The organism is Cryobacterium adonitolivorans, assembly GCF_004402695.1.
Classification (GTDB): domain Bacteria; phylum Actinomycetota; class Actinomycetes; order Actinomycetales; family Microbacteriaceae; genus Cryobacterium; species Cryobacterium adonitolivorans.
The window spans coordinates 91,770-104,049 of sequence record NZ_SOFL01000056.1; the positions used below are offsets into that span (position 1 = coordinate 91,770).

The window sequence follows — 12,280 nt, forward strand, 5'->3', positions numbered from 1 at the left end:
GGGCGGCATGTCGACGTCGGCGGCCTCTAAGCACAAACCCATACGCACTGCGGGAGGACTTCTCCCACTGAACGGGAGCAACAATGCAACAGGCGACGACTGACCGAGTCGAAAAGACTCAGCTCCAAGCCGTTTCCAGTCATCGACGTGGCGACATTCAGGGGCTCAGAGCCGTTGCGGTGCTCATGGTGCTGGTATTCCATGCGGGTCTTCCACTGCCCGGCGGATTCGTCGGTGTGGATGTCTTCTTCGTCATATCGGGCTTCGTCATCACTGCAATGCTCGCTCGCGAGTGGGCCGCGACTCGCCGAATCCGATTCGGTGAGTTCTATCTCAAACGCTTTCTCAGGCTGACACCAGCGTTGGCGGCGATGGTGGCGACAACCGTGGTCGTCTCAGCATTCGTTCTTTCGCCACTCGGGCCACAACAGACGACAGCGGCCACAGCCGCCGGCTCTCTTTTACTCGCCGCGAACTGGGTCATTTCCGCAACGACAGGTGGGTACTTTGACACCTCGGCCGGTGCGAATCCACTGCTGAACACGTGGTCCCTGTCAGTTGAAGAGCAGTTCTACGTTGTGTTTCCGGCCATCCTTGCGCTGGGTTGGATCCTTGGAAGACGGCATCGGCGGCTGCGCTACGTGGCGGTCATAGTTGTTTCGGCTGTGGCATTCGTTTCCTTCTTCCTGGCGATGTACGGGCCCAATCCGGAGTTCTTTGGTGCGGATGAGTGGCTGGTGGGGTTTTACAGTCCGCTCAGTAGGGCCTGGGAGTTTGCGGTCGGTGCGCTACTCGCGTTGGCGCTGACCCGTTTTCGTGTGTCCTCTCCTGCCGCCGCCACAGCGGTGGGGTTCGGGGGAGTGGCGATGTTGTTGGCGTCACTGTGGTTCATCAACGAAAGTACGACCTTTCCGGGGAAGTGGACCCTGGTTCCCGTGGTTGGCGCGATGTGCCTCCTCCTCGCAGGCAGCTATCAGTCGAACCCTGTGACTCGCGCGCTGTCCACCCGGCCCATGGTGAAGCTGGGGGACTGGTCCTACTCCATTTATCTGTGGCACTGGCCGTTCATCGTCTTCGCGACAATTCTCTTTCCGGGCAGCACAACGGCCATGGTGATCGCGTGCCTGCTCTCACTCATCCCGGCGATTGCTTCTTACTATTGGATCGAAGCACCCTTCCGGAGAGCACGCCTGCTTCCCGTTCGGCATCTGGTTCCTCTGGTGGCCGCCACTTTGATCATCCCGCTCGGGCTCACCGCGTGTTTCGGAATTGCCGTCAGCAATGGCTACTGGAACCAACAGATCGTTAGCCTTCAGACGAATATCGACCCCATCGTTGGTACACCTGGGTGCTTCACCGACAATCGCGCTAACTTGATGAACCCTCGTGACTGCCTGCTAAATGCCACCGGCGCGGGTGAGCCTGTGTATCTGGCAGGAGATTCCAATGCACTGATGTTCACAGCGGGCCTTCTCGCTGCGAGCGAAGAAGCCAAAAGGCCATTCACCTCGTATACCTTCAGCTCATGCCCATTGGTCGGAGTGGTGGCGACCTGGAGAAAGACTGGTGCGGTCTACCGGCCCGGTTGCGACGAGTATCAGAAAGAGACGCTCGCCTGGCTGGAGGACGCTGAGGCAGGAACGGTCGTTCTCGGCAGCGCGGACTACTATCTCCGAGACCCAGTACTCGGCATCAAGGTCAATGGCACGCAGGCGAAGGGCTATGCCGCCAAGACGCAGGCATACACGGCAGGACTGCGTCAGACCATACAGACGCTCCAAACGGCAGGGCACGAAGTCGTGGTGGTTTTGCCTATTCCGAACTTCCGATTGGAATCAGACGAGGCGAGTGCGGAGGCCTGGCGGGGACCCCAGTCCTGCATGAACCTCGCCTTCTTCATCGACTCGTGTGCGAAGGACATGCAGACGTCCCTCTCCGTAGTCAGCGACAGGCAGGCTGCCATCTGGGCGGAGATTACTCGGGTGGCCGAAGAGACCGGTAGCCGCGTGCTCGACCTGAGCGCGGACATCTGCCCTGATGGCCAGTGCGCTGTGACACGCGATGAAGTCCAGATCTATGCCGATTACAATCACATTTCCACTCAAGAATCCAGGATTCTCGCCCCAGAGTTTGCGGCGGTTTTGGGGGCGGCCGGCCGCTAGCCGGTGCGGGTAGGCCACGCTCCGAGTTCTGGGGTCTCGACGAGCTCGACAAGCTCGACCAACGGCTCGGGAGAGCTCGACCAACGGGTCCCGGCAGGCCCGATCGGCCGGTGGGGGAGACGCCCGAGTTCCGCGGAACGACGCGGGTCTCGACAAGCTCGACCAGCGGGGGCGCAACGCGACACGCCCGGGTTGCACAATGACCTATTCCTGTGGCAGACTCTTCTAGTTCAACACTTTCGGATCGCGCTGCACGCGAGACCGGAATCACTGCCAGGCAGTGCATAGTTCGCCCCTTGCGGGTTGGGACTAGGCCGCGGGTAGCAGAACGAAGCTTAAATCAACTTCTCGGATGCGTGGGTAAAACCATGTCATCCGTCAGGCCCCGGCCTGGGGGAGTTGGCTCGAGAAGGTCGGATCCCCGGCCGGATCGAAATTGACAGATGAACAGTGGTGCGATAGCAGCAGTGCTACTACGGCGTCCAATGCAGCCCTCGGGATGTAAGAAGCCTTGACAAGAAAGAGAGTTCGACATGGCGGGACAGAAAATCCGCATTCGACTTAAGTCGTATGACCACGAGGTCATCGACATCTCGGCGCGCAAGATCGTCGACACCGTCACCCGTGCGGGTGCAACCGTTGTCGGCCCCGTGCCGCTTCCGACCGAGAAGAACGTGGTGTGTGTCATCCGTTCCCCTCACAAGTACAAGGACAGCCGGGAGCACTTTGAAATGCGCACCCACAAGCGTCTGATCGACATCATTGACCCGACGCCGAAGGCCGTCGACTCGCTTATGCGTCTCGACCTCCCGGCCGACGTCAACATCGAGATCAAGCTCTAGGGCCCGCGATGTCGTACGCAGATACCAAGACCACCAAGGGCCTCCTCGGCAAGAAGCTCGGCATGACTCAGGTGTGGGACGAGAACAACAAGCTTGTTCCCGTTACCGTCATCGAGATCTCGCCGAACGTCGTCACCCAGATCCGCACGAAGGACATCGACGGCTACGCCGGCGTCCAGATTGCCTCTGGCGCCATCGACCCCCGCAAGGTGAACAAGCCGTCCGCAGGACACTTCGAGAAGGCCGGCGTCACGCCGCGCCGTCACGTTACCGAGCTCCGCACCGCGGATGCCGCTGACTACACCCTGGGCCAGGAGCTCACCGTTGACGGTGTGTTCGTTGCCGGCACCAAGGTTGACGTCATGGGCACCTCCAAGGGCAAGGGCTTCGCCGGTGTTATGAAGCGTCACAACTTCAAGGGTGTTTCCGCTTCGCACGGTTCGCACCGCAACCACCGCAAGCCCGGTTCCATCGGTGCCTCCTCGACCCCCAGCCGTGTCTTCAAGGGCATGCGCATGGCCGGTCGTATGGGTGGCGAGCGCGTGACCGTGCTGAACCTCAAGGTTCACGCGATCGACGCTGACAAGGGCCTCATTCTGGTCAAGGGTGCCGTTCCCGGCGCCAAGGGCCGCCTCGTATTCGTCCGCACCGCAGTGAAGGGAGCGTAGTTCTTATGGCTACCGCACTCGACCTCATCGACGCCAACGGCAAGAAGGCCGGCTCCGTTGAGCTGCCCGCCGAAATCTTCGACGTCCAGACCAACATCCCGCTGATTCACCAGGTCGTTGTCGCGCAGCTCGCTGCCGCACGCCAGGGAACGCACAAGGTAAAGAGCCGCGGAGAAGTTTCCGGTGCCGGCCGCAAGCCGTTCAAGCAGAAGGGAACCGGTCGCGCTCGTCAGGGCTCGATCCGCGCCCCTCAGATGACCGGTGGTGGCATCGTCCACGGACCGACCCCGCGCAGCTACGACCAGCGCACCCCGAAGAAGATGATTGCCGCCGCGCTCAAGGGTTCACTCTCTGACCGCGCCCGTGGCGACCGTCTGCACGTGGTGACCGCGCTGTTCTCGGCCGAGACGCCCAGCACCAAGGGCGCCATCACGCTGCTCACCCAGATCGCCAGCAGCAAGCACGTGCTGGTCGTTCTCGAGCGCACCGACGAGCTGACCCTCCGCAGCATCCGCAACCTCCCGACGGTGCACGTGCTGTCCTGGGACCAGCTGAATGCCTATGACGTTCTCGTCTCTGACGACATCGTCTTCACCAAGGGCGCGTTTGACGCGTTCGTGGCGCACAAGACCAAGAAGGAAGAGGTGTCCGCATAATGGCTACCCCGATTCAAAAGGACCCCCGCGACGTCATCATCGCTCCGGTCGTCTCTGAAAAGAGCTACGGCCTGATCGACGAGGGCAAGTACACCTTCATCGTGGACCCGCGCTCGAACAAGACCGAAATCAAGCTGGCGATCGAGAAGATCTTCAAGGTTGAGGTTGCGTCGATCAACACCATGAACCGCATCGGCAAGACTCGCCGTACGAAGTTCGGCATGGGTAAGCGCAAGGACACCAAGCGTGCCATCGTCACGCTCAAGTCCGGTTCCATCGACATCTTCACGGCCGTCGGCTAAGCGGCCAGGACTAGAGGAATAAGAAATGGCTATTCGTAAGTACAAGCCCACGACCCCCGGTCGTCGCGGTTCATCTGTTGCGGACTTCGCAGAGATCACCCGTTCGACGCCCGAGAAGTCGCTGCTTCGTCCGCTGTCCAAGACCGGTGGTCGTAACAACCAGGGTCGCATCACGACGCGTCACATCGGTGGTGGCCACAAGCGCCAGTACCGCGTGATCGACTTCCGTCGTAACGACAAAGACGGTGTCAACGCCAAGGTCGCTCACATTGAATACGACCCCAACCGCACGGCGCGCATCGCGCTGCTGCACTTCCTGGACGGCTCCAAGCGCTACATCATTGCGCCGAACAAGCTGAACCAGGGCGACATCGTCGAGTCGGGTGCCGGTGCTGACATCAAGCCCGGCAACAACCTGCCGCTGAAGAACATCCCCACCGGTACCATCATTCACGCCATCGAGATCCGTCCGGGTGGTGGCGCCAAGCTGGCCCGCTCCGCCGGAGTGTCGGTTCGGCTGGTCGCGAAGGATGGCATCTACGCCCAGCTGCGCCTGCCGTCCGGAGAAATCCGTAACGTCGACGCCCGCTGCCGCGCCACGATCGGCGAGGTCGGCAACGCCGAGCAGTCGAACATCAACTGGGGCAAGGCCGGCCGGATGCGCTGGAAAGGCGTTCGCCCGACCGTTCGTGGTGTTGCCATGAACCCGGTCGACCACCCGCACGGTGGTGGTGAGGGTAAGACGTCCGGTGGACGTCACCCCGTCAGCCCCTGGGGCCAGAAGGAAGGGCGCACCCGCCACCCGAACAAGGAAAGCGACAAGCTCATTGTTCGTCGCCGTACCGTCGGCAAGAAGCGTAAGTAGGAGTAGACGATGCCAAGAAGTCTTAAGAAGGGCCCCTTCGTTGACGACCACCTGCTTCGCAAGGTTGTCAAGGCGAATGAAGCCTCAAGCAAGAACGTAATCAAGACCTGGTCGCGCCGTTCGATGATCATCCCCGACATGCTCGGGCACACCATCGCGGTTCACGACGGTCGCAAGCACATCCCGGTGTTCGTCACCGAGAGCATGGTTGGGCACAAACTCGGTGAGTTTGCTCCCACCCGCACCTTCCGTGGTCACGTGAAGGATGACAAGAAGGGTCGTCGCCGCTAACGCGGTGACGTGAAGGAGGAGAAATGGTGGAGTCGATCGCACGCGTGCGTCACATCCGCGTTACCGCCCAGAAGGCCCGTCGCGTTGTCAACCTGATTCGTGGCAAGCAGGCGCATGAAGCGCTGGGAATTCTGAAGTTCGCGCCCCAGGGCGCGTCCGACCCCGTGTACAAGCTGGTGGCCTCGGCCATCGCCAACGCCCGGGTCAAGGCCGATGCAGCAAACGAGTTCCTGGACGAACAGGATCTGTTCATCTCCCAGGCATTCGTCGATGAGGGTACAACCCTCAAGCGTTTCCAGGCCCGCGCACAGGGTCGCGCATTCCAGATCAAGAAGCGTACGAGCCACATCACTGTTGTGCTCGCCACTCCTGAGGAGGGTACGAAGTAATGGGTCAGAAAGTAAACCCGTATGGCTTCCGTCTGGGAATCACGACCGACCACGTGTCGCGTTGGTTCTCTGACAGCACGAAGCCGGGCCAGCGTTACAGCGACTTCGTCGCTGAAGACGTCAAGATCCGCCGCCTGTTGAGCACCAGCCTCGACCGCGCCGGCGTTTCCCGCATCGAGATCGAGCGCACCCGCGATCGTGTCCGTGTCGACATTCACACCGCCCGTCCGGGCATCGTGATCGGTCGTCGCGGCGCGGAAGCAGAGCGCATCCGGTCCGACCTTGAAAAGCTCACCGCCAAGCAGATCCAGCTGAACATCCTCGAGGTCAAGAACCCCGAGCAGGATGCACAGCTCGTCGCGCAGGGCATCGCAGAGCAGCTCTCCGCTCGTGTGGCTTTCCGCCGCGCGATGCGTAAGGGCCTGCAGGGCGCCCAGCGTGCCGGCGCCAAGGGTGTTCGCATCCAGGTGTCCGGTCGTCTCGGTGGCGCTGAGATGAGCCGTTCGGAGTTCTACCGCGAAGGCCGTGTGCCGCTGCACACCCTGCGCGCGAACATCGACTACGGCTTCTACGAAGCCAAGACCACCTTCGGCCGCATCGGCGTGAAGGTCTGGATCTACAAGGGCGACATCACCAACAAGGAACTCGCTCGTGAGCAGGCCAACGCTAAGTCGTCCCGCCCCGAGCGTCGTGACGACCGTCCCCGCCGTGCGCCTCGCGCAGAGGGCGCGGCTCCGGTTGCAGCAGGAGTTGAGGCTAAATAATGTTGATTCCCCGCAGAGTTAAGCACCGCAAGCAGCACCACCCCGGCCGTACCGGCCACGCAACCGGTGGTACCACTGTTTCGTTCGGCGAGTATGGCATTCAGGCCCTTACCCCCGCGTACGTGACCAACCGTCAGATCGAGTCCGCTCGTATCGCCATGACGCGTCACATCAAGCGTGGCGGCAAGGTCTGGATCAACATTTACCCGGACCGCCCGTTGACCAAGAAGCCTGCCGAAACCCGCATGGGTTCCGGTAAGGGTTCGGTCGAGTGGTGGGTCGCGAACGTCAAGCCGGGCCGCGTGCTCTTCGAGCTTTCCGGTGTCTCTGACACCGTTGCTCGCGAAGCGCTCACCCGTGCAATTCACAAGCTGCCCCTCAAGGCACGCATCATCAAGCGCGAGGAGGGCGACGCATAATGGCGATCGGATCCAAGGAGCTCGCCTCAGTCGAGCTCGACACCTTTGAAAATGAACGACTGTTCGACGAGCTGAAGAAGGCCAAGGAAGAGCTGTTCAACCTTCGCTTCCAGTCGGCCACCGGCCAGCTCGAAAGCCACGGCCGCCTTCGCGCGGTCAAGCGGGACATTGCACGCATCTACACGGTTCTCCGTGAGCGCGAGCTGGGCATTCGTGCCACTCCCGTCGCAGTCGAGGCTCCGGCCAAGGCTGAGAAGAAGACGACCAAGAAGGCCAAGGCCAAGGACGCATCCACGGATGCTCCCGAGGCTGACGCCGTCGAGACGAAGGAGGCCTAATCATGGCGAAGACTGACGAAACGGTCGTCCCCGCCGAGGCTCTCGTGCGCGGCTACCGCAAGACGATGCGTGGTTACGTGACCAGCGACAAGATGGATAAGACCATCGTTGTCGAGGTCGAAGACCGCGTGAAGCACCCCCTGTACGGCAAGGTCATCCGCCGTACGTCCAAGCTGAAGGTTCACGACGAGGCGAACTCCGCCGGCGTCGGCGACCTGGTCCTGATCAGCGAAACTCGCCCGCTGAGCGCTACCAAGCGCTTTCGCCTGGTCGAGATTCTCGAGAAGGCCAAGTAAGCCTCGCGCTTACTTGATAGAAGGAGTTAGAAAGTGCTTCAGCAAGAATCACGACTCAAAGTTGCCGACAACACCGGTGCCAAGGTCCTGTTGACGATCCGTGTTCTCGGTGGCTCCGGCCGTCGTTACGCCGGACTGGGTGACGTTATCGTCGCCACCGTCAAGGACGCCATCCCGGGCGGCAACGTCAAGAAGGGTGACGTCGTCAAAGCCGTCATCGTTCGCGTCAAAAAGCAGACCCGTCGTCCAGACGGCTCGTACATCAAGTTCGATGAGAACGCCGCAGTGATCTTGAAGGCTGACGGAGACCCTCGTGGTACCCGTATCTTCGGACCGGTCGGTCGCGAACTCCGCGACAAGAAGTTCATGAAGATCATTTCGTTGGCACCGGAGGTTATCTAAATCATGGCCAGAATCAAGAAGGGTGACCTCGTAGAGGTCATCACCGGCCGCACCCAGGCGCGCGGCGGAGACCGTGGCAAGCAGGGTCGTGTGCTCGAGGTGCAGGTTGAGAAGAACCGCGTCCTCATCGAGGGCGTCAACTTCGTCAAGAAGCACGTTCGCGTCGGACAGACCCAGCGCGGCTCCAAGACCGGCGGCATCGAGACCCAGGAAGCATCGATCCACGCTTCCAACGTCGCGCTCGTCGACCCGGAGACCAAGAAGCCGACCAAGGTCGGGTTCCGTCTCGAAGAGGTAACGAAGGACGGCGTCACCAAGACGGTCCGCGTTCGTTACGCCAAGAAGTCAGGTAAGGACCTCTAATGACTGACATCGCAACCGAGGGCGCAAAGCCCGTCGTTCTGCCGCGTCTCAAGCAGAAGTATCGCGAAGAGATCTCCCTGCAGCTCGCCAAGGACCTGGGTTTCACCAACGTCCACCAGGTGCCCAACCTGACGAAGATCATCGTCAACATGGGTGTCGGCGAGGCAGCACGCGACGGCAAGATCATGGATGGCGCCGTCGCCGACCTCACCAAGATCACCGGCCAGAAGCCGCAGGTCACCAAGGCACGCAAGTCCATCGCGCAGTTCAAACTGCGTGAAGGACAGCCCATTGGCACGCACGTCACACTTCGTGGCGACCGCATGTGGGAGTTCCTCGACCGGCTGCTCAGCCTCGCGCTGCCCCGTATCCGCGACTTCCGCGGCCTCTCGGACAAGCAGTTCGACGGTGCCGGCAACTACACGTTCGGTCTCACGGAGCAGGTTATGTTCCACGAGATCGACCAGGACCGGATCGACCGTGTTCGCGGTATGGACATCACTGTTGTGACGACCGCCAAGAACAACGACGAGGGTCGCGCGCTGCTCAAGGCGCTCGGCTTCCCGTTCAAGACGGCCGAGAACTCCTAAACTAGCTTTACCCCGGGGGCCGGACAACCGTTCGGCCCCCTCCACCACCACAGGTCGTCATCCGTGTAACGGGTGCACGAAACCAGGCGAGAAAGGCACCACAAATGACAATGACAGATCCGGTCGCAGATATGCTGACCAGACTGCGCAACGCTAACTCGGCGTACCACGACACAGTGTCGATGCCGCACAGCAAGCTCAAGGCGCACATCGCAGACATCCTCAAGGCACAGGGTTACATCTCTGCCTGGGATGTCAAGGATGCAGAGGTCGGAAAGACCCTCACGCTGAACCTCAAGTTCGGCCCCAACCGCGAGCGTTCCATCGTCGGCATCAAGCGGGTTTCCAAGCCCGGCCTGCGCGTGTACGCAAAGTCGACTGAGATCCCCACGGTTCTCGGCGGCCTCGGCGTTGCCATCCTGTCCACCTCCAGCGGTCTGCTCACCGACCGCCAGGCTGAGAAGAAGGGCGTAGGCGGAGAAGTTCTCGCCTACGTGTGGTAGCCGACAATGTCACGTATTGGAAGACTTCCGATCCAGATCCCCGCGGGTGTCACGGTCGAAGCTCAGGGCCAGGCCGTTAGCGTCAAGGGTCCGAAGGGTGAGCTCGCGCTCACCGTCGCCAACCCGATCGAGGTTCAGATCGTCGATGGCCAGGTTCTGGTCACGCGTCCCGACGACGAGCGCAACTCGCGTTCGCTGCACGGACTGACCCGCACCCTGATCGCCAACCAGATCATCGGGGTGACCGTGGGATACACCAAGGGCCTCGAGATCGTTGGTACCGGTTACCGCGTCGCACAGAAGGGCACCTCTGTTGAGTTCGCCCTCGGCTTCTCGCACCCGGTCCTCATCGAGCCGCCCGTAGGTATCTCCCTGACCGTCGAGGGCGTTAACAAGCTCACGGTCAGTGGTATCGACAAGCAGGCCGTCGGTGAGGTCGCCGCAAACATCCGTAAGATTCGCAAGCCAGAGCCCTACAAGGGCAAGGGTGTGCGTTACGCCGGCGAGATTGTTCGCCGCAAGGCCGGAAAGAGTGGTAAGTAACCATGGGTCTCGGAACTAGAGGAAAAAGCAAGTCGGCTGCCCGCGGACGCAGGCACGCACGTCTTCGCAAGAAGATCGAGGGGACCGCGCTTCGTCCGCGTCTCGTCGTCACCCGCTCGGCTCGCCACGTATTCGTGCAGGTCGTTGACGACAGCAAGGGTTTCACCCTCGCGTCGGCGTCGACTCTCGAAACCGGTCTGCGCACCTTCGATGGTGACAAGACCGCCAAGGCGCACAAGGTCGGCGAACTCGTCGCCGAGCGCGCGAAGGCCGCCGGCATTGAAGCCGTCGTATTTGACCGTGGTGGCAGCAAGTACGCAGGACGCGTCGCAGCCATCGCCGAAGGAGCTCGAAAGGGAGGGTTGGACCTGTGAGCACTGAATCCAGTAGCACCGCAGCAGCGAAAGAGCAGGACGTCGTTACTGAAGTTCCGGTGGAAACCGCAGCTTCGACTACCCCGCCGCAGAACGAGCCTCGTGAGGCTCGCCGCGGTGGCCGTGAGCGCAGCCCGAACCGTGAGCGCGGAAGCCGTGACGCCGAGAAGAGCCAGTTCCTCGAGCGCGTCGTCACGATCAACCGTGTTTCCAAGGTGGTCAAGGGTGGTCGTCGCTTCAGCTTCACCGCTCTGGTCGTCGTCGGAGACGGTAACGGCCTGGTAGGCGTTGGTTACGGTAAGGCCCGCGAGGTCCCGACCGCAATCAGCAAGGGCGTCGAGGAAGCGAAGAAGAACTTCTTCCGCGTTCCCCGCGTCGGCCTGACCATCCCGCACCCCGTTCAGGGTGAAGCCGCCGCCGGAGTCGTTCTTCTCCGTCCGGCCGCAGCAGGTACCGGCGTTATCGCCGGTGGCCCGGTGCGCGCCGTACTCGAATGCGCCGGCATCCACGACGTGCTGAGCAAGTCGCTCGGTTCGTCGAACACCATCAACATCGTGCACGCCACGGTGGAGGCCCTGCACCAGCTCGAAGAGCCTCGTGCAGTCGCGGCTCGCCGTGGCCTCGCCTACGAAGACGTGGCTCCGGCCCGTTTTCTGCGTGCCGACGCGGCTGCAGCAGCAGCCGCCGCAAGCGCGAAGGCAGGTGCCTAATGGCTCAGCTGAAGATTACGCAGATCAAGTCCAAAATTAGTGAGAAGCAGAACCAGCGCGACACACTTCGCAGCCTGGGCCTGCGTCGCATTGGCGCCGTCACGATCCGCGAGGACAACTCGCAGAACCGTGGCTACGTCAACACCGTTGCTCACCTTGTGAAGGTCGAGGAGATTGACTAATGGCTGACGAGAAGGAAGCTACCGAGAAGGTAGCAACCAAGCCCGCCGCTAAGAAGGCCGCCGCCCCCAAGGCGACGACCACGAAGGCTGCTGCAGCCAAGGCTCCGGCCAAGACTGCTGCCGCCAAGAAGGCCGCCGCGCCGACCGTCCCCACCGAGGCCCGTCCGCAGGTTCTGAAGGTTCACCACCTTCGTCCCGCGCCCGGATCGAAGAAGGACAAGCAGCGCGTTGGCCGTGGTGAAGGATCCAAGGGTAAGACCGCGGGTCGTGGAACCAAGGGCACCAAGGCGCGCTACACCGTGCGTATCGGCTTCGAGGGTGGGCAGATGCCGCTGCACATGCGCACCCCGAAGCTGCGCGGGTTCAAGAACCCGTTCCGCGTCGAGTACCAGGTTGTAAACCTGGAGCGCCTCGCCGAGCTGTACCCGACCGGCGGCGATGTAACCATCGCTTCACTGGTCGCCAAGGGTGCCGTTCGCGACAACGAGAAGGTCAAGGTTCTCGGCAATGGTGACATTGCGGTTAAGCTGACTGTTGCAGTCGATAAGGTCTCCCGCTCAGCAGAGCAGAAGATCGTCGCAGCAGGTGGCTCGATCAAGTAGTAAGACCCGTAGACGAGAT

General features: G+C 61.6%; 21 protein-coding genes. All 21 read left to right on the plus strand.

The genetic code is table 11. From position 1 onward, the window contains the following. Window positions 1-83 precede the first annotated feature (83 nt). The 21 genes from E3O42_RS16930 to rplO all read left to right on the plus strand — a co-directional run bounded on the left by E3O42_RS16930 (window position 84) and on the right by rplO (window position 12,261). Window positions 84-2,162, plus strand: coding sequence for an acyltransferase family protein (locus tag E3O42_RS16930; RefSeq protein WP_134455231.1), 2,079 nt, complete (start codon window positions 84-86; stop codon window positions 2,160-2,162). Window positions 2,163-2,695: 533 nt separating this feature from the next. After that, complete coding sequence (rpsJ, locus tag E3O42_RS16935; RefSeq protein ID WP_035834607.1) at window positions 2,696-3,004, plus strand: 30S ribosomal protein S10; 309 nt, start codon at window positions 2,696-2,698, stop codon at window positions 3,002-3,004. An 8-nt stretch (window positions 3,005-3,012) separates the two neighbouring features. Next, window positions 3,013-3,672, plus strand: a complete 660-nt coding sequence (gene rplC / locus E3O42_RS16940; RefSeq protein ID WP_088457178.1) for a 50S ribosomal protein L3 — start codon at window positions 3,013-3,015, stop codon at window positions 3,670-3,672. A gap of 5 nt (window positions 3,673-3,677) precedes the next feature. Continuing rightward, entirely contained in the window at window positions 3,678-4,328 is a 651-nt protein-coding gene (gene rplD, locus E3O42_RS16945) for a 50S ribosomal protein L4 (RefSeq protein WP_134455233.1), read from the plus strand. Continuing rightward, complete coding sequence (gene rplW / locus E3O42_RS16950; RefSeq protein ID WP_088457176.1) at window positions 4,328-4,630, plus strand: 50S ribosomal protein L23; 303 nt, start codon at window positions 4,328-4,330, stop codon at window positions 4,628-4,630. Before rplD ends, rplW begins: the two co-directional genes overlap by 1 nt. Window positions 4,631-4,655: 25 nt before the next feature. Continuing rightward, window positions 4,656-5,495 (plus strand): 50S ribosomal protein L2, encoded by an 840-nt coding sequence (gene rplB / locus E3O42_RS16955; protein WP_110128309.1) that lies wholly within the window; start codon window positions 4,656-4,658, stop codon window positions 5,493-5,495. Between the two features lie 9 nt (window positions 5,496-5,504). Beyond that, window positions 5,505-5,786, plus strand: a complete 282-nt coding sequence (gene rpsS, locus E3O42_RS16960) for a 30S ribosomal protein S19 (protein ID WP_066597628.1) — start codon at window positions 5,505-5,507, stop codon at window positions 5,784-5,786. 23 nt (window positions 5,787-5,809) lie between these two features. Next, complete coding sequence (rplV, locus tag E3O42_RS16965) at window positions 5,810-6,175, plus strand: 50S ribosomal protein L22 (RefSeq protein ID WP_134455235.1); 366 nt, start codon at window positions 5,810-5,812, stop codon at window positions 6,173-6,175. Then, window positions 6,175-6,939, plus strand: a complete 765-nt coding sequence (rpsC, locus tag E3O42_RS16970; protein WP_066597624.1) for a 30S ribosomal protein S3 — start codon at window positions 6,175-6,177, stop codon at window positions 6,937-6,939. Before rplV ends, rpsC begins: the two co-directional genes overlap by 1 nt. Beyond that, window positions 6,939-7,358 (plus strand): 50S ribosomal protein L16, encoded by a 420-nt coding sequence (gene rplP, locus E3O42_RS16975; protein WP_066597622.1) that lies wholly within the window; start codon window positions 6,939-6,941, stop codon window positions 7,356-7,358. Before rpsC ends, rplP begins: the two co-directional genes overlap by 1 nt. Beyond that, the gene (gene rpmC / locus E3O42_RS18785) at window positions 7,358-7,696 is read left to right on the plus strand and encodes a 50S ribosomal protein L29 (RefSeq protein ID WP_066597620.1); all 339 of its coding nucleotides are present in this window, start codon (window positions 7,358-7,360) and stop codon (window positions 7,694-7,696) included. Before rplP ends, rpmC begins: the two co-directional genes overlap by 1 nt. 2 nt (window positions 7,697-7,698) lie before the next feature. Further along, window positions 7,699-7,992 (plus strand): 30S ribosomal protein S17, encoded by a 294-nt coding sequence (gene rpsQ / locus E3O42_RS16985; RefSeq protein ID WP_134455236.1) that lies wholly within the window; start codon window positions 7,699-7,701, stop codon window positions 7,990-7,992. Window positions 7,993-8,025: 33 nt separating this feature from the next. Next, entirely contained in the window at window positions 8,026-8,394 is a 369-nt protein-coding gene (rplN, locus tag E3O42_RS16990) for a 50S ribosomal protein L14 (protein WP_066597616.1), read from the plus strand. 3 nt (window positions 8,395-8,397) lie between these two features. Then, window positions 8,398-8,757, plus strand: a complete 360-nt coding sequence (gene rplX, locus E3O42_RS16995) for a 50S ribosomal protein L24 (RefSeq protein WP_134455237.1) — start codon at window positions 8,398-8,400, stop codon at window positions 8,755-8,757. Next, window positions 8,757-9,347, plus strand: coding sequence for a 50S ribosomal protein L5 (gene rplE, locus E3O42_RS17000; RefSeq protein WP_088457173.1), 591 nt, complete (start codon window positions 8,757-8,759; stop codon window positions 9,345-9,347). The genes rplX and rplE overlap by 1 nt, the downstream gene beginning before the upstream one ends. Before the next feature lie 104 nt (window positions 9,348-9,451). After that, the gene (gene rpsH, locus E3O42_RS17005; RefSeq protein ID WP_066597609.1) at window positions 9,452-9,850 is read left to right on the plus strand and encodes a 30S ribosomal protein S8; all 399 of its coding nucleotides are present in this window, start codon (window positions 9,452-9,454) and stop codon (window positions 9,848-9,850) included. Window positions 9,851-9,856: 6 nt separating this feature from the next. Then, complete coding sequence (gene rplF, locus E3O42_RS17010; protein WP_134455238.1) at window positions 9,857-10,393, plus strand: 50S ribosomal protein L6; 537 nt, start codon at window positions 9,857-9,859, stop codon at window positions 10,391-10,393. 2 nt (window positions 10,394-10,395) lie between these two features. Continuing rightward, complete coding sequence (rplR, locus tag E3O42_RS17015; RefSeq protein WP_088457171.1) at window positions 10,396-10,767, plus strand: 50S ribosomal protein L18; 372 nt, start codon at window positions 10,396-10,398, stop codon at window positions 10,765-10,767. Continuing rightward, a complete protein-coding gene (gene rpsE / locus E3O42_RS17020) occupies window positions 10,764-11,477 on the plus strand; it encodes a 30S ribosomal protein S5 (protein ID WP_134455240.1) in 714 nt (237 codons plus the stop codon). The genes rplR and rpsE overlap by 4 nt, the downstream gene beginning before the upstream one ends. Continuing rightward, on the plus strand, window positions 11,477-11,659 hold the full coding sequence (gene rpmD, locus E3O42_RS17025; protein WP_066597599.1) for a 50S ribosomal protein L30: 183 nt from the start codon (window positions 11,477-11,479) through the stop codon (window positions 11,657-11,659). The genes rpsE and rpmD overlap by 1 nt, the downstream gene beginning before the upstream one ends. After that, a complete protein-coding gene (gene rplO, locus E3O42_RS17030; protein WP_134455242.1) occupies window positions 11,659-12,261 on the plus strand; it encodes a 50S ribosomal protein L15 in 603 nt (200 codons plus the stop codon). The genes rpmD and rplO overlap by 1 nt, the downstream gene beginning before the upstream one ends. Window positions 12,262-12,280: the final 19 nt, after the last annotated feature.